Raw genomic sequence first — 20,516 nt, 5'->3', positions numbered from 1 at the left:
TAGTATCATTGCGCATACTTAGTTCAGCTTTTTTTGGCTTGTTTTACTTAATATATAACCACTTTAGCAACCTGGTTAGTATTTTACTTTGCTTAAGTAACAACCCTATGCGCGGGTTAAAAGAACCAGAAACGAGTGTATTTTTAGCGTGACTAAACGTTAAAAACCCTTCCTTACCGTGATAGTGCCCCATACCTGAATGACCCACCCCACCAAATGGCGCGTCGTCAGCAGTTACTTGTACTAAAGTGTCGTTAACCGCAACGGTGCCACTAAGTGTTTGTTTAATAATGTACTCTTGTGCCTCTTTATCTTGGCCTAAAATATATAAAGCAAGCGGATTTGGATGCTGTTTAATATAATCAAGAACGTCATCTAACTTCCCATAACTCTTAATAGGCAATATAGGCCCAAATAATTCGTCTTGCATAAGTTGCATGTCGTCGGTCACGTTCGTTACTAAATGCAGACCCATGCGATGTTTATCTGCATCTTGTTGATTTTGTTCAAGTGGCTTAATAACATTTGCCCCAAGCTCTTGTGCTTGCACTAAGTATCCGGCTAGACGCGCATAATGTGAGTCACTAATAATAGAGGTTAAGTTTTTACCTTCAACACCCTGCTTAAAATGCTTTTTATAAAGCTCACATAACTGTTTAATAAGCTGGCTTTCTAGGTTCTTAGGCACAAATACATAGTCTGGCGCGACACAAATTTGCCCGGCATTTGCCATTTTACCGAATAACAGTGCGTGTGCTGCTTTTGCAACATCAGCTTGCTCGGTAATAATCACTGGTGACTTGCCACCAAGCTCTAAAGTAACGGGAGTTAAGTTTTTACTGGCTGCTTTCATTACTAATTTGCCAACCCCAGTAGAGCCGGTAAATAATAAGTGCGCAAAAGGAAGAGACGAAAACTCGCTGGCAACGTCGCTGCCGCCTTGGACCACACATACATGCTGACTCATTTTGTCATCAAAAAGCTTTTCTAATACGGCATTAGTATGTGGTGTAAATTCGCTGAGTTTTAACATTACTTTATTACCGGCTGCGATAGCGGTGACCACTGGCACAACCGCTAGCTGTATTGGGTAATTCCACGGTGCGATAACACCTACCACGCCTTTAGGCTGATAGGTGACACTCACTTTTGACGGCCATAAGCTAAGCCCCACAGAACGTTTACTAGGCTTTGACCATTTAGGTAATTTTTTAATAATATGCGAAAGCCCTTGCACGGTAGGCAAAATATCACCAAGTAAGGTATCAAACGCAGTCCGGTAGCCAAAGTCTTTAGATACTGCACTGATAAGTTCTTCTTCTAGCTCTACAATGCGCGAACGTAGTTTTTTTAAAATGGCAATTCGAGAATGAATAGAAGGATAAGGATTATCTAAAAACGCATTTTGTAAACTAGTAAATTGCGCTGATAAAGAGGCTATTTGTGCTGTGTCTGTTGTCAAAATAGATTACTCGACTTTTAATGTTATTGTCGACTATAACCTTGATCTGTTTTTCGAGCAATAACACTAATTTACCTATTACAACCACACACATAGTGATTAAGAGTCGCTTTGTTTAAGATACAAACCGACTCAATTTTTAAAAATTAAATACTGTTTTTGCGAGCGTTATTGTTACAAGTGTAATTAACACGATAGCGACTAGGTTAAGTGCAAAACCTGCTTTGATCATATCGCGAATTTTAATTTTTCCCGAGCCAAATACAATGGCATTTGGTGGTGTGGCAACTGGCATCATAAACGCACAACTGCACGCTATAGCGGCAGGAATAACCCACACTAAAGGCGAGCCAAAAATACTTTCAGCAACTGGGCCTAATAACGGCAAAAAGCCCGCCGCAGTAGCTGTATTACTCGTGATTTCGGTTAAAAAGGTGATAAGCGCTACAACAACCACTATGCCCATAACTAACGGAATAGCACTCGCCCCTTCTATCATTTGTGCAATGTATTGTGCTAAACCAGAAGATTTAATCTGTGATGCTAACGATAAACCACCACCAAATAATAACAATACACCCCATGGCACTTTAGATGCACTTTGCCAATCTAAAATTCGCTCATCACTGCCCTTCTTAGCTGGCAAAACAAATAACAACAAGGCTGCTGTAATAGCAATAGCAGTGTCTGAAATGCTAAGACCCGATAAATCAGCTAATAGCGGTCTAAAAACCCAACATAACGCGGCTAGTACAAATACTGAAAACACACCTTTTTCAGCCCGTTGCAACGCACCGAGTTCAGCAAGTTCATTTACAAACATAGCCTTACTGTCTTTAATGTTTTCTGCATTTTTATCAACTTTATAGCTGAATTTAGTAAGCCATATCCAACACACCAGTAACATAACAATTGCTAAAGGCACACCTAGCATCATCCATTGCCCAAAGCCTATTTCAATTTGGTAACTTTCAGATAAGTATGCTGCCATAAGCGCGTTAGGCGGTGTTCCTATTAACGTGGCAATACCACCAATGCTGGCACCATAGGCAATTGACAGCAGTAATGCTTTTGCAAATCCATCTTCACCAGAATCAGAGTGACTCACTAAATGAATAATTGATAACGCGATAGGTAACATCATCACCGTTGTAGCCGTGTTTGACATCCACATAGATAAAAAAGCTGTTACTAACATCATTGCTAAAATTTGTAAGCTCGGTTTTTTACCCGCATATAACATAGTGGTTAACGCAATTCGTTTATGTAACCCCCAACGTTCCATAGCTATTGAGATTAAAAAACCACCCAAAAATAAAAATATAAGTGGGTGTGCATAAGGCGCTGCCGTAATTTTGATAGGCGCAATGTTTACAAGTGGCGTTATGACGAGCGGTAACAATGAAGTTGCAGGAATAGGAACAACCTCAGTCACCCACCAAGAGGCCATCCAAAATGTTAAACCTGCGGTTTTAAAGGCTGTATCAGATAGGCCATTTGGTGGATCTAATAAACAGGTTAACAGCATTACAATGGGCCCAAACCAAAGCCACACGCTTCGTATAATAGGGTTTGTTTGATTAATATTATTTAGGTTGCTTACCATCACCGCGCCAAAAGCTATTTAACAGACGACACAGTAAAGAAGATAGTAAGGACTTGTCAAATGGATATCAGCCATAACTAAATTTGCATAGAGTTAAAGGCTTAGAGCTTTAGTAAGAGTAATAAGTGTAAGACATCATACAAATTAAGAAGGGCAATTTATAGAAACGCCGTAAACAAGAGGTCTACGGCGAATATATCAAAATTAACTAGTCGCTAATGCTGATCTATTTTTTATATACTTATATAAACCAATTAATGAAGCAGCTATCCAAAATATTTCTATCACAAAGCTTGCTAAATTAAAGTTATAACAAAGGCTTATTAATAATAAAATCGCCCCTGTTAGGTTCATCATGTTGTACGTCAAGCTGGTTGGTGTTGTTTTACCTAATTGAAGTAGAAAAAACGAGCCAACAACTAAAAATGTGCCTGTCATACCGATGATGTCAAATAAGAGTGCTATCACGAAACTATCCTTTATCCATTTTTAAATAACCCAAAAAACTGGCCCATTCCATGGGGAGGGTATTTTTCATTCATTGAAACAGCAAAACCGGGCGATCATAGCAACAAAGCAGTTTCAAACAAGGCCATATGTCCGCATATGTTTTTAGCTTATTTAAATGTAGCTTTTCCACCTATCATTTTGTAGGCAGGTGCGCCGCGGATTAAAGCAGGTCTTGCAAAAGCCCGCTCACAACTTGGGCAAATACACGGAATTTTTGTGAAGTCTTGAGATATACGCTCTTTAAAACACTTAACAAGCGCCCCCTTCCCCCCTTTGCGATATTTAAAAAGTTGCGTTTTGCATGACGAGCAAAAAATATCAACGGTTTTTATAGGGCCTTTTTTGTTTGGTTGTGCCAAAACACCTCCGTAATTAATAATTATATTTAAGGTTAAATAAGATAAGTTTAATGAGGTAGCCCGTAAATTAAAACAGCCGTAGTGACTAGAAAATATTTTAACCGCCCAGTTCATGACTTATTGGCAGTAGCTAAAACATGATTTAAGTGATCAGCGAGGCATTTAAGGCTAAAGGGCTTAACAATAATGCCTGAAACTTTAGCTGCGATTACATTTTTTATAGTTTTAGAATTATCTTCGCATGTCACCATCAAGACAGGGGTTGAGGTAAGCTGTTCGTCATTTCTTATTCTATTTAGTAAATCTTTACCGTCCATTTTGGGCATATATAAATCAGTGATGACCAAATCAAAAGACTGCTTTTTTAACAGTGTGAACGCCTGAATACCATCGGTCGCTTCAACAATATCAAGATAGTTTAGATTTCTAAGCATGTTAATTAATACATGTCGCATCAGTGGTATGTCATCAACAACAAGTATTTTCATATTATTTAGTTACCTGAATAAATAAAAAGATAGACAATTTTGTGTTTATAAATCAATTATGGCCACCCGCCTAAAATTAATCCCATCAACGAAAATTGGCTTACATAGTAACCACTGTTTATCAAAAAAAGTTTTACTGGACGCTGCTCATAAAGATAACTTAAACCCAAAGAGCTGCTCACCCAAAATAAACCAATAGCAAAACCAGTCCCTACACTCAAACCCAAGCTCGACTCGTTACCTAAAAATATCGACAGTACAAATGCAGCCAAAAATGAAAATGAAAATGTGCCAAAACATACGCGTTTTTTATTGGCACTTTGCAGGTCAAGCTCGGTCAAGCCGCAACTTTCAAGCCAAGCTTGTCTAAATAATAAGTTTGAATACCAAACACTACTTAACGTAAACGACGAAAGCGCAGCAACCAGTATCGAAATAAAATTAATATCCGAAAAATTCATACAACACTGAAATTTCCTGAATCGTAACGTCTTTTTAATGTAGTTAATATTAACTAAAGCAGCAAATACTAAAGTGTAATCAATACTTAAATACCAACAAACTATTAGAACACAGCAAACGTTGCTTTTGTTAACTCAGCTATATCGTCTATGGCTAACTTTAACTCCAACCCACGCTTACCGGCACTGACATATATAATTTCAAACTCACTAGCACTGCTGTGAATATATGTTTTAAGACGTTTTTTTTGTCCTATTGGGCTCACACCTCCAAGTATATAACCGGTACTTGCATTTACTTTTTGAGGCGCGGCCAAGGCCACTTTTTTTGTTTTTGCCACTTTAGCAAGCTGTTTAAAATTAACTTGTTGAGATACGGGGGTGATGGCAACGATTAATTCACCTTCATGCGTTTCTAGTACAAGTGTTTTAAATACTTGCTCACTATTTAAATTGAGTTTTTCAACTGCTTCTAAACCATAGTGACCATTGTTTGCATCGTGCTGATAGCTCAGTATTTCGAACTTTATTTTTTGTTTTTCGAGCAGTGCGATAGCGGGTGTCATTGCGTTCTCTCTTTTTTAGAGGTGTTGGCAAATTTAAAGCAAAAAAAACGGCGCTGTAAAGCACCGTTTATTTAAACAACATAATTTTTACTTTGTTAAGTCATCAAAAAACTTTTTAACACCATCAAAAAAGCCTTGCTCTTTAGGACGGTTTTTTGAGCTATCTGTGCCCATGCTTTCTTCTAACTCTTTAAGTAGTTCACGTTGGCGCTCGTTAAGATTAACAGGTGTTTCAATAACTACCTTACATATTAAATCACCTTGTGCGCCACTTCGTACAGACTTAACGCCTTTGCCACGCATACGGAACATTTTGCCGGTTTGCGTCTCTGACGGTATTTTAAGTTTTGCACGACCATCAAGTGTAGGTACTTGAATTTCACCGCCTAAACCAGATGTAGTAAAGCTAATAGGTACTTCACAATATAAATTGTTACCTTCACGCACAAATATATCGTGTTCTCTTACCGACACTTGTACGTATAAGTCACCCGCTGGTGCGCCATGTACCCCGGCTTCACCCTCACCCGATAAACGAATACGATCGCCTGTGTCAACACCCGCTGGTATTTTCACCGACAACGTTTTAGTTTTTTCTACACGGCCTTGACCATGACAGCTATTACAAGGGTCTGAAATAATTTGACCTTGTCCCTGACACGTAGGACATGTTTGCTGAACAGCAAAAAAACCTTGGCGCATTTGTACCTGGCCTGCACCATGACAGGTAGTACATGTTTTAGGTTTAGAACCCGCTTTTGCACCGCTTCCATCACAAGGGTCACAACTTACCCATGTTGGTACTTTAATTTCAACTTCTTTACCACGAACCGCTTCTTCAAGCGTTAAATCCATGTTGTAACGTAAATCAGAACCGCGTTGCTGGCGAGATTGACGTCGGCCACCGCCGCCACCAAAAATGTCACCAAACACATCGCCAAATACGTCACCAAAATCGCCATGTCCGCCACCAAAGCCGCCATGACCACCGCCACCGCCTTGTTCAAAGGCCGCATGACCGTATTGGTCGTACATCTGGCGTTTTTGATCGTCAGTTAGAATTTCGTATGCTTCTTTTACTTCTTTGAACTTGGTCTCAAGCTCTTTATCGCCTGCGGTACGATCAGGATGATATTTCATCGCTAAGCGTTTATACGCTTTTTTTATGTCTCGCTCACTCGCATCTTTGCTTACGCCGAGGACTTCGTAATAATCGCGTTTTGACATATCTATCACACTACTCTTTCTATTTTGCAGCGTAAGCTGCGGGATAAACCGATAAATCTAATCGATTTATCATTGAATTATGAACCTTAAATACATGCAAAAGGCGCGACAAGCTATTGCTCGCGCGCCTCATTTGTTCATCCTAACCTAAACACCTAACCGAGTTAAGTGTTTTTGGTCAGTTAGAAGCGTCGGCAACAATTACTTGTCGTCTTTTACTTCTTCAAACTCTGCATCAACAACGTCATCATCTTGCTTAGCTGATTGTTGTTGCTCACCTGCGTCTGCTTGACCTTGCTGTGCTTTAGCTTGAGCAATTTCCATTAACTTTTGAGACTTTTCAGCAAGTGCTTGCGTTTTAGCTTCAATTTCGTCTTTGTTGTCGCTCTTAATTGCAGCTTCTAAGTCTACAACTGCCGCTTCAATCGCTTCTTTATCTTCACTTGGTAAAGCATCGCCCGCTTCTTCAACTTGCTTACGTGTACCGTGAACCATTGCATCTGCTTGGTTACGAACAGCTACAAGCTCTTCAAACTTTTTGTCTTCTTCAGCGTGCGCTTCTGCATCACGTACCATTTTTTCAACTTCTTCATCGCTTAAACCTGAAGACGCTTGAATAGTAATTTTTTGCTCTTTACCTGTGTCTTTATCTTTAGCAGATACATGTAAGATACCGTCAGCATCAACATCAAATGTTACTTCGATTTGTGGTGTACCACGTTGAGCAGGACGAATACCTTCAAGGTTAAATTGACCTAAAGATTTGTTGTCGCTTGAACGTTTACGCTCACCTTGTAACACATGAATTGTTACCGCAGACTGGTTATCTTCTGCTGTTGAGAACGTTTGTGATTTCTTAGTAGGAATCGTCGTGTTCTTCTCAATAAGCGCTGTCATTACAGAACCCATTGTTTCAATACCTAGAGACAATGGAGAAACGTCTAGTAATAGTACGTCTTTAACATCACCTGCTAGTACGCCACCTTGGATTGCCGCGCCTACAGCTACAGCTTCATCAGGGTTAACGTCTTTACGTGGCTCTTTACCGAAGAAATCAGCAACTGTTTTTTGTACTAAAGGCATACGTGTTTGACCACCAACAAGAATAATGTCGTTGATGTCGCCTACTGATAAATCAGAATCAGCAAGTGCACGTTTAAGCGGCTCTAGAGATTTAGTTACTAAATCTTCAACAAGTGACTCAAGCTTAGCGCGTGTTAGTTTCACGTTCATGTGCTTAGGACCTGTTGCATCAGCAGTTACGTACGGAAGGTTAACTTCTGTAGATTGTGCTGAAGAAAGTTCAATTTTTGCTTTTTCTGCAGCTTCTTTAACACGTTGCATTGCAAGTGGATCTGTTTTTAGATCTAAGCCTTGGTCTTTCTTAAACTCTGCTACTAAGTAGTTGATAACGCGGTTATCGAAATCTTCACCACCTAAGTGAGTATCACCATTGGTAGCTAGTACTTCAAATGTATGCTCGCCTTCAACTTCATCAATTTCAATGATTGATAAATCGAACGTACCACCACCTAAATCGTATACAGCAACAATGTTTTCGCCTTTGTTTTTGTCCATGCCGTAAGCAAGGGCAGCAGCAGTTGGCTCATTGATGATACGCTTAACTTCAAGACCAGCAATGCGACCAGCATCTTTAGTTGCTTGACGTTGTGAATCGTTAAAGTATGCAGGTACTGTAATTACCGCTTCAGTTACTTCTTCACCTAAGAAGTCTTCTGCAGTTTTTTTCATTTTTTTCAGTACTTCAGCAGAAATTTGTGGTGCAGCGCGTTTTTCGCCGCCCGCTTCTACCCATGCATCGCCGTTATCAGCTTTAATGATTTTAAATGGCATAATGCCGATATCGCGTTGTACTTCTTCGTCTTCAAAACGACGACCAATTAAACGCTTAATTGCAAATAATGTGTTAGTAGGGTTAGTAACCGCTTGACGCTTAGCAGATTGACCTACTAATGTTTCACCGTCTTGCGTGTAAGCAATGATAGACGGGGTTGTGCGATCGCCTTCCGCGTTTTCTATAACACGTGCTTTGTCACCATCAAGTACTGCAACACAAGAGTTTGTAGTACCTAAATCGATTCCGATAATTTTACCCATGAAACTTCTCCAACTTCAAAATTCGTTATACGTTAATTCGTTCGATGACTAGTAAATAGGGATGCCCTAAAACTAATTCAACTGTAAAAATGAAAAAAAATTCATTTTTTATGATTTATTTACAAAATAACCCCAATAATTGTAAGGAATGATGATTTTTAGAGCGTTTGACACACCTTTAAATACTGGCCTGACCAGTTCGGTTGTGTTATAAATTTATTAAATTGCACTTTTAAAGGATATTTCCCATGCATTTTGACCAACTACTTGAGCAAGCCGCTAAAATAGGTCAATCAGATAAAATCGAACAATCCGCACTTACCATGCAATTTCCTGAAAATTGGTGCCAAGGAAGAACCGCTTTTGGTGGTTTATCAGCTGCATTGTTATATCAAGCTATTAGAGGCAAAGTGAATAATGACCGCCGACTTCTTTCACTAAGTACTAATTTTGTTGGGCCTTTACTCGCCGACACCCCTTTTTCACTTTATGTTGAAGTATTACGTGAGGGTAAAAACAGTACACAAGTACTCGCTAAAGCAATTCAAAATGAGCAAGTAGCCGTAATCGTGCAGGCTTGCTTTGCTAAAAATAGAGAGTCAGCTATTAATGTTCCTGTTTCAAAGTCGTTAGGTTTAAGCCCTGTTAACGAGCGTTATACGTTACCCTTCATAAAAGGCCAAATGCCTGAATTTTTTCAGCATGTGGATTTGTGCCCACAGCAAGGCGCAATGCCTTTTACAGGGGCAGACACATCTCATTTAGGTGGGTGGATGCGACTTAAACATACACCTGAAACCATTACAGAAGCGCATGTAATTGCACTAACCGATGCATGGCCGCCAACATTATTACAAATGTTTAAACAACCCGGACCTGCAAGTAGTATGTCGTGGTATTTAGAGTTTGTTCAGTCTCCCAATTTAACGCCTGGCGAGTGGCTTGGCTTTGAAGCAATTACGCATCACTCTAAAGATGGATATGGTTTAGAGGACGGGTGTATTTGGTCACAGTCAGGTGAGCTTATTGCTCTTACCCGCCAAACTGTTGCCGTGTTTGATTAGGGTCGGTTGAACTTTGCGGATTAAAATTTGTTCAAACTAGGGGCTATATAATAGCGGCGCGAGATTTTTAACCTAATGGGCTCGATAACTGCTCCTGCATTACTCTACTGGCTTACAACCATGTAAGAATAAGTAAAAACTGAGTAACAAAGAGTAAATAGCCCCCTAGGAAGCCCCCCCTTGGGAAGCGCCTGTTTGGCTTTAATACTACGCTCTCGCCAATTTATGGGGAATAACCATACTAAATAGGATCTTCCTTGATATTAAACAGACTGCTGCAAATCCAACCTTAAAAGATAAAACCCGCACTATATAAAATGCAGGCCAATCAGATACTTTCTGGCTTGGCCTGTATTCAAAATTAACAGTTCGCGTTGTATTACAGCTTCAAATATTGCAAAATCAAATAAATGCATTATTGTTTGGTACTAAATTGCAAACTGTTTGCCCCTGCTGTGACCTGATCATAGATATACCAAGAATTATCGCTAAGCAAATGGCGATTTGCCCGCATTGCCATCATAAATTATGCGAAGCCAACGTAAACCACGATAATCGCATAGTGGCGTTGAGCTTTAGTGCTTTGCTAATGCTATTAAGTAGTATGTTTTATCCTTTTTTATCCTTTAGTAGTAATGGTATTACCCAAACTATCACCCTCCCCGACGCAGCCCGAATATTATTCAATTACGATAGTGAATTGTTAGGCCTTTTTATTGATTTAAGCATTATTGCTTTACCAATGAGTTTATTAATTATTTTAATACCCCTTCATTTAGGTGTTTTAAAAACATTGCCACAAGGCATTGCGCGTAGATTGCTTAAGTTTACTTTGGCACTTGAGCCATGGATTATGTCTGAGATATTTTTAATTGGTGTTTTAGTCAGCATGGTTAAAATTATGTCTTTGGCTGATATAAGCTTTGGGGCAAGTTTTTGGGCTTATGCTGGCTTTGTTATTTTATACATTGCCGCTTTAGTACACTTAAATCGCCCAAGGTTATGGGCTCAAATAAAACCAGTAAAAGTGTTAGAAGGTGCCGAGCACGCTAAACGCGCTATTGATGAAAATATTAAAGCCTGTCATGTGTGTCATCAGCTTTGTACAGGTAAGGTCTGCCAGCGATGCCACACCAAAACACATGTACGTAATCCTCATAGTGTTCAAAAAGCAACAGCTTGGCTCATCACATCTATTGTTTGCTATATACCAGCCAACGTATTGCCTATTATGAATACAACAAGCTTGGGTGATGAAACCCCTTCCACACTTATTGGTGGGGTTATTTTACTTTGGAAAAGTGGTTCTTATCCCATTGCAGGTATCATTTTTTTTGCGAGTGTTGTTGTTCCTTTAGCCAAAGCATTTGTACTAAGCTTTTTGTGTATTATGGTAACAAAACCTGCAAACAGGCATACAAAAAGTTACACTAGAATTTACCAACTCACTGAGTTTATTGGTAAATGGTCAATGATTGACGTTTTTGTTGTCGCCATTTTAGTGGCTTTAGTACAGCTAGGTAATTTAATGTCAGTTACACCAGGCTTAGGCATTGCATTTTTTACCGTTATGGTAATATGCCAAATGATGGCTGCTCATTCATTTGATCCACGCCTTTTATGGGATTCACCTAAAAATAAATCATCAGAGACTAAAACATGACCGAAACTGCCCAAGTAACAGATGAACCAAGAATCTCTGCTATCTGGATTATTCCAGCCATAGCGCTTTTTGTCGGCGTGTGGATGCTTTATCAATATCAAGCAAATAAAGGCCCCACTATATATATTGAGATGCCGCAAGCCGAGGGCATTATTGCAGGTAAAACAGAAATAAAAGTGCGCAGTGTAAAAATAGGGCAAATAGACAGCGTTCGTTTATCCGACTCCCAAGACAGTGTGATTGCACGGGCTCAAATAGATAAAAGCTATGAAGACTTACTTACCGACGACGCAAAAATATGGGTGGTAAAACCACGTATAGATGAAACCGGCATAAGTGGAATGAGTACTTTACTCTCTGGGGTATATTTAGAATTTGCACCGGGCGAAAGTAATACACTTAAAGAAAATTTCACCCTGCAAGAAGAACCTGCATTAATAGGCAAAGACGTGCAAGGTGGTCGCTTTAAACTACTTAGTTATAACGCAGAAGTACTTGATGTTAGTACCGGAATATTTTTTAAGAATTATAAAATTGGCCAAATAGAAACCGCAACATTTGATTGGGAAAACCAAGCAATGAAGTACGGTATATTTATAAAAGCGCCTTACCAAAACTTAATTACCAACAACTCGATTTTTTGGGTCAACGCCGGTATAGAAATTGATTTATCTGCTGATGGCATAAATATTAATACAGGCTCTTTAAGTAAGCTTTTAAAAGGCGGAATTTCAGTTGGCTTACCCGATAACCAAACACCGGGGGAAATAGCTAACGATGGCCACAATTTCTCACTTAGCCAAAGCTATAAAGAAGCACTAGAAGAACGCTTTTACGACTTTGACTATTACATAATAGATTTTGAACAATCAATTCGAGGGCTCAGACCCGGTGCCCCTGTTGAATATCGTGGTATTCGCATTGGTACAGTAGTTGAAGCGCCTGCAAACATAATTGTTAATGGTAAACCTGCCCACTTTAAAAGTGCAAACACGTCAGTACCTGTTCTTATAAAAATAGAGTACGGGCGTATTTATCACCACAGCGCAACAGCTAAAGACTTTTGGAAAGAAAGCTTAAAAGGCTGGATAGAAATTGGTATGCGCGCCTCTTTAAAGCCCGGAAATCTTTTAACTGGTGCAGTTTATGTTGATTTTGATATGTACCCCGATGCCCCAGAAGCGGAGTTTGAAAAACTGGGCCAGTATACCGTTTTTCCTAGTATATCGAGCGGAATTACCGTACTTGCCGACCAGGTTTCTGATGTATTAAACAAAGTTAATAATTTAAAAGTTGAAGAAAGCTTAGCCCAAATACAAGTTGCCTTTGCCGATTACCAGTCTCTTGCAAATGAAATGCGCACACTATTAAATGAAAAAGATACTCAAAATTTACCCGGTGATATAAATCGTAACTTTGCAAAAATGACCAAAAGCATGGAGCAATTTGAAGTGACCATGCGACAATTTGATAAAACAATGGCGAGTTATCAGGCTGGGTCTGAATTTCATCATCAATTACAACAAACACTGCGTGAATTTAAGCGCTTAAGTGAAGAAATACAACCTTTGACACGCGGCTTAAATGAGCAACCAAACATGCTAATTTTTGACAAATCACTGCCCGCAGATCCAATACCAAGGAAGCAATAATGAAAACGCTATTACTCATAACAAGTTTGCTTTTAGTATTGTCGGGCTGTAGCTCAGCAATACAAAATGCGACTCAGTATTATCAATTTGAACAGCCTATTGATTCATCATCACGAAATGTTAGTGAAACCAACGCACAGTTGAGAGTACAAACAGTTGTTTTAAGAGGCGCATTAAACAACTTAGGCATAGCGATGAAAATTGATAATAATCAAATTCATGCTGCAAATTATCATTTATGGGGCGAGTCTCCTGACGTTATGCTTACTGCCACTGCCCAACAAACTTTATTTAAAAATATGCCGTCTTGGATGGTTATTAAAGGGCTACCTGTAATAACCGAGCTTGATCAGCAAACATTTTATGAGCTTGAGTACGAAATTCACCACTTTAATGGTGATATGCAAGGCAATGCTGATATCTCTGGCCTATGGCGCTTATATTATACTCACCCAGAAACCGGCCGCCGCTTGATTAGTGTGCATAACTTCTCACGCCTAGTGCCCATAAAAGACGACGGCTACGACGTTTTAGTAGCCACGCTTGAGCAAACGTGGCTAAACATAAACTTAGATGTAGCCAAAGCAATAGAACAAGCACGACTTTAATAACCATATATATCAATGGCGGTTTTATCATCACTAATAACCGCCTTGCCTACCCTGTTAAAATCTAACTTTAATAATAGACACTAATAAACATTGTTATTATCTGTATCACCATTTGCAGCAACGCGTTTTTTTATTCAGACTTCACCATGCTTACAGCACTACGTTCTCGTTGTAACTTAATGAACTTTGGAGTTATGCAATTACCTTACACATTAATAGCAGCATCGCTGGCTGTTATGAATTTTAAAGCATGAGATAAGTACTTTGTAGATATTGAAATAAATAAAAACCCCCAATGTATCAGTACATTGGGGTTTATTTTTTGACTTATTTATCAATCTTATTTTTGTAACTTAATGCCATTGTAATAAGCATCAAGCGTAGTGATTTTGGTTTGATTAGGTAAATCAGCAAAGTCACTTTCAATAAACTTAGTACCGCGCAGCTGCACATTTAAACGCGCTGCTTGTGGGTTTAGCATAGTTTGCTTGTAGTACTGTTTTATATCTGCAAGCGTTACTTTTTCTACTTCATTAATTAACTTTTGTTTTGAGTCAAAACTAAAGTTTTCTCGGTACCAATCGTTAATTAAAGGACCCATTTCATCATTTAAGTTTTTTGGTTGCTCTTTAAGTGACACCAAAGTCGCATTTTTAAGTTGTAAAAATGTGTCTTCTGTCATGTTATCGAGCTCTACCGCGTACTCTTTTTTGAACTGGTCGAAGCGAGCTTGTACTTCTTTAGGCCCTTTTACAGGGGTTTGTATAAACAAACCAACAGCAGAATAATCTTCGATTGAGCTTGCAATAGCACCTACTGCATAAGCGAGTTGTTCTTCTGTTCGCATTTTGTCAAATGCGATCGTCCTAAAATGATCGCGTAATACAGCAGCTTGAGCCTTTTGTTTGTAACCCGGTATTGGGTGAACGGTCATATCAACCACGGCAACATCGGCTACATCTATATCCTTTTGTAATACTAACGTTTCACCCGGTTGTGGCAACCACGCTTTACTACGAGCAAACTCGCTCACCGTATGATTTTTAGGTAAAACGGCTGTTAACTCACCAGCCATTGACTCTATATCTTGCTGGTTATAATTACCGTAGCTAAATACACGCAAATCATTATTAGAGAATGTGGCTTCTTTTAACTTTGTAAGATCAGCAACAGTTAATGTTTTTGCGGTTTTGATTAATTCATCAGTATCAAAACTGCCTGTGCGTGTTAGCTTAGAATAAGCACCAAACGCTTGAGCATAAGGAAATTGCTTTTGTTGATTCAATAAGTCACGCGTGTAACGGTCAATAGCTTGCTCGAAAGCTTGTGAAGTAGCCTTAACGTCTAATCCACTCAAAGCCTGTTTAAGCAATACATCTTGCTTATCAGTGAACCCATTAAGTGATAATACAAGCCCATTACTTGGTGCAAGTCTAACGCCCATACCGGCTACAGCAGCTTCAGTGCTTAATTGGCTTTGCTGAATGTTATATAAATCAGCCCAAACAGAGTAAAGCACTTCAGCACTTATGTCGCTCAGACCCGGTTGTGTATTTATGTAAACCTCAACGAGCCCTTTAGGTTGCTCAGCAAATTTTTGACTTGCTTGACGCCATACTTTTACGCCCTGCTTATCGTAAACAAGCTCTGGGTGTTTTTGCTCTTTAAATTCAGCCGTTTTAATTGCAAAACTTTCAGGTAATAGATTATTAACACTAGGAAGCGCTAATTTAAACTCACTTGGCTTATTCCAGCTTGCTATTTCATCATCACTAATGTCATTTATGCGGTATTTGCCGTCGTAAAAGTATAATTGAGAGTCTGTTTCTTCTTGTTGTGAAATGTACCAAATACGCAGTGAATCTGCGTTGAGCTGGTTTAGAACATCATTAACGGCGTCAGCATCAAACTTTGCATAGTGGTAAGGCGCGTTAATCGTGTGATTAAGCGGGTAAACTTGCATGCTGCCTGTTAGAGCACTTACATAGTTAAACTCGTCGCCCTTTTCTAAAAATTTAAATTGGTTATTAAGCGAGGTACGTATTTCGTTAAAGTACTTGCTATTAACCCCTTCTTTTTTTATTAAATCAATGTATTGCATAACCACTGCAACAATTGCTTCGCGGTTTTGCATACCTAAATCAGTAAGCTCAATATCGACCGTTAAGGCACCATAGTTTGCATATTGTGTTGGAGAGGCTGATGCCCCTAGCTGCGAAACCCAGCCCTTATCTCTTAGTATTTGTGCTGGGCTACCCGGCATTTCATTGCTTAATAAATATGAAACAAAACGGTTAGGTTTAACAGCAAACTCATCACTGTTGTTGGTAATTGTAAAATCAAGTTTTAACTGTTTTACATCTTCATTTGGCGAGTAAAATACGCGTTTACCGCCCGCTTTATCAAAATCTAAATTAGCAGTAACACTTGGCTTTTCGATGTTTTTATTTTTAATGTCAGCGAAGTATTTTTGCGCTTTTTGTTCCATATCTGCGATTGGCAAATTAGAAATAAGTGCGACTTTCATAATATTTGACGAATAATATTTATTGTAAAAATCAACGGTTTCTTGATGAAGCGAACTACCTTCTTTATCGCCTAGTGTTTCTAGGTTACCAATTAAAAAGCGATTAGCTGGATGCTCGCCCATCATTTTACGCGCTAATTTAAATTGGCCAAAGAAGTCCAGTTCGCGGCGCATAGACCACTCAGCATTCACTGCGTTTTTTTCTTTTTCTGTGTATTCTGGGTATAACTTAGGGGCTTTAAAAAAGTCAGAAAAACGGTCGAGTCCTTCGTCAAACGCATCGTTGTTTATTTTGAACATGTAGTTTGTAATTTCGAGCCACGTGTAGGCATTGTGCGCTCCGCCATTTTTGGTCATGAAATCTGAATACCCTTTTGTATCAGGGTAACGTTCTGTGCCTAAAAACAGCATATGCTCTAAGTAATGCGCCATACCCTGCTGAGACATAGGATCATGCAGTAACCCCACCCCCACACTTAGTGAAGCAGCAGATTTTTCTGCGCTTGGATCAGACACTAAAATAACCTCAATTTCGTTAGCAAGCTTTAGTGTTTTATATTCTCTATTATCATTTGGGCTAACCACTAAACTGTCTGATAGTAACGAGGCTTGTGGCGAGGTTGCTACTGATGAAGATGTATTCGAGCAACCGCTGAGAACAGCGAGTGCGATGGCACTGAGACAAATAATTTTTTTCATTTTATTTCCATTAAAAGCATGATGCAAAAAAGGTTATGCTAATTCAAAAGCAGGTTTGATAATATAAACTAACACTTTGTACTGAATACTTTCTAGCAGTTAACGCTTTTTTGTGTAACACATTGTGAAAAATGTCTGCATACTGACTAAAACAATAACAAGGAACTACAATGGAAAAAATAATAATACTTGCCATGTTTGTGCAAGTCACCCTGTCTTTGGCTGTAATGATTATTATGGGGAGAAGACGCTTTGCAGCAGCTAAAAATAAACAGTTAAACTTAAACGACTTTGCAACGATGCGATTAGATAACGCAGGTGACCATGTAAGGGTTGCGGATAGAAACTTTACTAACCAGTTTGAAATACCCGTTTTATTTTACGCCGGTTGCTTGTTAGCTTTGCAATTAAACAGTGCAAGCGTTGTGGTTGCAATTTTGGCCTGCGTATTTGTAATAACACGCATATTACATAGCATTATTCATTTAGGATCAAATAACGTAAGAGCTCGATTTAACGTGTTTTTAATTGGCTGCGTGTCTGTATTTGCGATGTGGCTTGCGATGATTTGGCGGCTATTTATTTAATATAGGGCGCAGCTATATACTAGCTGCGCTGTTTATATTGCTCTGAATGAGGTTACTTCGTCTTTTTAAGGCGTGGAACAGCTAGTAAAAAAGCACTCAGTAACCATATTAGCGCTCCCCCCGAACTTCCATCTGAGCTACCGGAGTTATCCGCGTCAATCAGTGTATTTTCAACAACGGTCAATCCGGCTGCCGAATTAGGATCGTCGTCTAATATAGTAACGCTCTGGATTGTCACTAAATTAGCACTACTAATAGACACATCACTGCTCGCACATTGCTCTGTTGTTATATCGACTACTGGTGTTTCACCGCAATGAACAAGGGCCGCAATTTTATCAAGCGTTTCCTGACTTTCTGCTGTGATTTGTCCAAACACTGTAAACCCACCATTTTGCGTATCAAGTGCCGCACTTCCCCCACTATTATTCGCCATATTAAAAAACCACTGGCTAGTAGCACTATTAGGGTTGCCCCCTAACTTAGCCATGGCAATAGTACCTTTAACATTAGAAAATACAGGTTCATTGATAACAGCAGGTTTAGTTGTTATTGGGTCAAGTGTGTCTGAAAATGTAAAACCACCGCCTTGAATTACAAAATTGTCTATTGAACGATGAATAACTGTTTCATTGTATGAGTCGTCTTGCACATAACTTAAAAAGTTTTCTACGGTTTTTGGTGTTTGCTGGTCAAATAAATTAATCTCAATTGTGCCTTGGCTAGTTTGCATTTCGACTATGGTTGCATGGCTAGCAAAGCTTAATGAAGCGAGCAATGAACACAGTAAACGTTTTTTCATGTTAGATCCTATTATTATAGTTATTTAAAAATAAGTTTTGTTTAGGTTAATGCTACACACTAAGAAAATCGATAGCATTAAGATAGTTGATACAAATTAGACCGTTCTGGTAACATTTCAATTACACAATATTGATTTATATTTTCTATGAATATGTAAACCGAGTAAATGTTTAACTTTGCTCATTGTTAATTATTAAATAACAGAGATAACGGATACACATGACACACACACCACACACAATTTGCGACTTTGGCCTACACAAAGGCGAAGCATACACCAAACTCCCAGCAAGCTTTTTAAATTGGATGGTTGCTACAAAACACGAAAAATCCCATTACGCTAGCCAAGAACTCAAACGCAGGGAAAATGCGGCTACGAGTCGTAATTAGCCAAAAATATAAATATCTGCCTTTTTTATATTTCAAACTAGTTTAAACTAGCCACCTACAACATTAAGTACAACTTAATACACAGGTATTTTATGCGCATAATTTTTATTTTTTCGATCATTTTGGGTGTACTGGGATGCACATCTGCCACAACTAATGAAAAAACATCTTCTACACAATACTTAACCGTTCTTCATACTAACGATAATCATGGTCGCTTTTGGCATAACGAAAAAGGCGAATACGGTATGGCTGCTCGCAAAACACTACTGGATCAATTACGTAGTGAAGCGAAAATAAAAGGTCATGCCGTTTTACTGCTATCAGGTGGCGACATAAATACAGGTATACCAGAATCTGATTTACAGTATGCAGAGCCTGACTTTAAAGGGATGTCTTTACTCGGCTACGATGCAATGGCATTAGGTAATCATGAATTTGATAACCCACTTAGTGTTTTAGCCAAGCAACAAAACTGGGCTAATTTCCCTCTATTATCGGCTAATATAGTGGAAAAGTCGTCAGGTAAGAACGCTTTTGACGCCTATAAAATATTTGAAAAAAATGGCTTAACTATTGCCGTGATAGGTTTAACTACAACCGATACAGCAAAAATAGGAAACCCTCAGTACATTGGTCACTTAGAATTTAAAGACCCTGTTCCAGTAACAGCCAACCTAGCTAAAGAGATAAAAGCAAAATACAACCCAGACATTACTATTGCTGTTACTCACATGGGCCACTTTATTGATGCTAAACATGGCATTAACGCACCGGGGGATGTAACACTTGCTCGCTCATTGCCTGCTAATACGCTTGATATGATCATAGGTGGCCACTCACAAGAGCCTGTGTGTATGGCATCAGAAAATGTAAACGATGATAGTTTTAAACCTGGCTTAGCTTGTAATCCTGATCAGCAAAATGGCACGTGGATAATGCAAGCCCACGAGTGGGGAAAGTACGTTGGTAAGGCTGAGTTCAAATTAGAAAATGGTGAATTGAGCCTACTTGATTATAAATTAATGCCAGTTAATTTATATGTAGAAAAAACACAAGCTGACGGCACATTAAAAGAGGTACTTGCGAACGAATATATTAAGCCAGACCCGTCATTAAAAGCGTTTTTAGCTAAATACCAAGCGATTGGTGCTAAACAAATTGAGGGGACTATTGGCTCTGTTGATGCAAGATTAGAAGGTGATAGAAACAAAGTACGCTATCAACAAACAAACCTTGCTCGCGTTATCATCCAAGCACAAATGAATGTGGTAGGTGCAGATTTTGGTTTGATCAGTGGCGGTGGTATTCGCAGCTCAATTGATGCCGGTGAAATAAGCTATAAAGACATATTAAAAGTTCACCCTTTTAAAAACCGTATAACGTATATGGATTGGCAAGGTGCTGAACTATGGGACTACTTAAATACAGTAACAAGCTTCCCAGCAGACGCTGGTGCTTACTTGCAATATCACAAGCTTTCGTTTGACCGCAAAAATGGTAAGCTTACAAACGTATTTATTAACGGTAAACCGTTCGATAAAAGTAAAACATACCGCATGAGTTTAAATAGCTATAACGCATCGGGCGGTGATGGTTACCCAACTATAAATACGCTAAAAGGTTTTGTTAGCACTGACGAAACTGACGCCCAAGCACTTAAAACATTTATATCGCAACATAGTCCAATAAAAGCGGCTGAGTTTGCTCCTAAATAAACAC

General features: G+C 39.0%; 18 protein-coding genes. 7 read left to right on the top strand and 11 right to left on the bottom strand.

Features of this window, described 5'->3' with window-relative positions:
• Positions 1–43 precede the first annotated feature (43 nt).
• The 9 genes from ATS72_RS18780 to dnaK form a co-directional block, all read right to left on the bottom strand.
• Positions 44–1,462 (bottom strand): coniferyl aldehyde dehydrogenase, encoded by a 1,419-nt coding sequence (locus ATS72_RS18780; RefSeq protein WP_058429767.1) that lies wholly within the window; start codon positions 1,460–1,462, stop codon positions 44–46.
• A gap of 139 nt (positions 1,463–1,601) precedes the next feature.
• The gene (locus ATS72_RS18775; protein WP_058429768.1) at positions 1,602–3,068 is read right to left on the bottom strand and encodes an SLC13 family permease; all 1,467 of its coding nucleotides are present in this window, start codon (positions 3,066–3,068) and stop codon (positions 1,602–1,604) included.
• 204 nt (positions 3,069–3,272) lie between these two features.
• A complete protein-coding gene (locus tag ATS72_RS18770; RefSeq protein WP_008127470.1) occupies positions 3,273–3,536 on the bottom strand; it encodes a CBU_0592 family membrane protein in 264 nt (87 codons plus the stop codon).
• Between the two features lie 149 nt (positions 3,537–3,685).
• Positions 3,686–3,937, bottom strand: a complete 252-nt coding sequence (locus ATS72_RS18990; RefSeq protein ID WP_058429955.1) for a hypothetical protein — start codon at positions 3,935–3,937, stop codon at positions 3,686–3,688.
• 110 nt (positions 3,938–4,047) lie between these two features.
• Complete coding sequence (locus ATS72_RS18760) at positions 4,048–4,425, bottom strand: response regulator (RefSeq protein ID WP_006791700.1); 378 nt, start codon at positions 4,423–4,425, stop codon at positions 4,048–4,050.
• A 56-nt stretch (positions 4,426–4,481) separates the two neighbouring features.
• Positions 4,482–4,886 (bottom strand): DUF1761 domain-containing protein, encoded by a 405-nt coding sequence (locus ATS72_RS18755; protein ID WP_058429769.1) that lies wholly within the window; start codon positions 4,884–4,886, stop codon positions 4,482–4,484.
• A gap of 104 nt (positions 4,887–4,990) precedes the next feature.
• Positions 4,991–5,452: a Cys-tRNA(Pro) deacylase gene (gene ybaK / locus ATS72_RS18750; RefSeq protein ID WP_058429770.1), complete on the bottom strand. Its 462-nt coding sequence runs from the start codon at positions 5,450–5,452 to the stop codon at positions 4,991–4,993.
• Between the two features lie 87 nt (positions 5,453–5,539).
• Complete coding sequence (gene dnaJ, locus ATS72_RS18745) at positions 5,540–6,679, bottom strand: molecular chaperone DnaJ (RefSeq protein ID WP_006791697.1); 1,140 nt, start codon at positions 6,677–6,679, stop codon at positions 5,540–5,542.
• Between the two features lie 201 nt (positions 6,680–6,880).
• Positions 6,881–8,797 carry a molecular chaperone DnaK gene (dnaK, locus tag ATS72_RS18740; RefSeq protein WP_008126292.1) on the bottom strand — a complete coding sequence of 639 codons (1,917 nt, stop codon included), beginning with the start codon at positions 8,795–8,797 and terminating at the stop codon, positions 6,881–6,883.
• Positions 8,798–9,045: 248 nt separating this feature from the next.
• On the opposite strand from dnaK, the gene ATS72_RS18735 reads away from it, so the two are divergent.
• The 4 genes from ATS72_RS18735 (at position 9,046) to ATS72_RS18720 (ending at position 13,784) form a co-directional block, all read left to right on the top strand.
• A complete protein-coding gene (locus ATS72_RS18735; protein WP_006791695.1) occupies positions 9,046–9,861 on the top strand; it encodes a thioesterase family protein in 816 nt (271 codons plus the stop codon).
• 496 nt (positions 9,862–10,357) lie between these two features.
• Positions 10,358–11,524, top strand: a complete 1,167-nt coding sequence (locus ATS72_RS18730) for a paraquat-inducible protein A (protein ID WP_006791694.1) — start codon at positions 10,358–10,360, stop codon at positions 11,522–11,524.
• Positions 11,521–13,176 carry an intermembrane transport protein PqiB gene (pqiB, locus tag ATS72_RS18725; protein WP_006791693.1) on the top strand — a complete coding sequence of 552 codons (1,656 nt, stop codon included), beginning with the start codon at positions 11,521–11,523 and terminating at the stop codon, positions 13,174–13,176. Before ATS72_RS18730 ends, pqiB begins: the two co-directional genes overlap by 4 nt.
• Positions 13,176–13,784, top strand: coding sequence for a PqiC family protein (locus tag ATS72_RS18720; protein ID WP_058429771.1), 609 nt, complete (start codon positions 13,176–13,178; stop codon positions 13,782–13,784). Before pqiB ends, ATS72_RS18720 begins: the two co-directional genes overlap by 1 nt.
• Positions 13,785–14,127: 343 nt before the next feature.
• On the opposite strand, the gene ATS72_RS18710 is transcribed toward ATS72_RS18720, so the two are convergent.
• Positions 14,128–17,013, bottom strand: a complete 2,886-nt coding sequence (locus ATS72_RS18710) for an insulinase family protein (RefSeq protein ID WP_058429772.1) — start codon at positions 17,011–17,013, stop codon at positions 14,128–14,130.
• Positions 17,014–17,183: 170 nt separating this feature from the next.
• Here ATS72_RS18710 and ATS72_RS18705 point away from each other — a divergent pair, with 170 nt between their 5' ends.
• On the top strand, positions 17,184–17,600 hold the full coding sequence (locus ATS72_RS18705) for an MAPEG family protein (protein ID WP_006791688.1): 417 nt from the start codon (positions 17,184–17,186) through the stop codon (positions 17,598–17,600).
• A 52-nt stretch (positions 17,601–17,652) separates the two neighbouring features.
• On the opposite strand, the gene ATS72_RS18700 is transcribed toward ATS72_RS18705, so the two are convergent.
• Entirely contained in the window at positions 17,653–18,402 is a 750-nt protein-coding gene (locus tag ATS72_RS18700) for a peptidylprolyl isomerase (RefSeq protein WP_058429773.1), read from the bottom strand.
• Positions 18,403–18,623: 221 nt separating this feature from the next.
• Between ATS72_RS18700 and ATS72_RS18900 the strand changes: the two genes are divergently transcribed.
• Positions 18,624–18,794, top strand: a complete 171-nt coding sequence (locus ATS72_RS18900; RefSeq protein WP_006791686.1) for a hypothetical protein — start codon at positions 18,624–18,626, stop codon at positions 18,792–18,794.
• 92 nt (positions 18,795–18,886) lie between these two features.
• Positions 18,887–20,512 (top strand): bifunctional UDP-sugar hydrolase/5'-nucleotidase UshA, encoded by a 1,626-nt coding sequence (gene ushA, locus ATS72_RS18695; protein ID WP_058429774.1) that lies wholly within the window; start codon positions 18,887–18,889, stop codon positions 20,510–20,512.
• Positions 20,513–20,516 lie beyond the last annotated feature (4 nt).

Origin of the sequence: Pseudoalteromonas sp. 13-15, assembly GCF_001468205.2 — a bacterium.
Taxonomy (GTDB): Bacteria; Pseudomonadota; Gammaproteobacteria; order Enterobacterales; family Alteromonadaceae; genus Pseudoalteromonas; species Pseudoalteromonas marina.
This window is presented reverse-complemented; position numbering and strand designations above follow the sequence as displayed.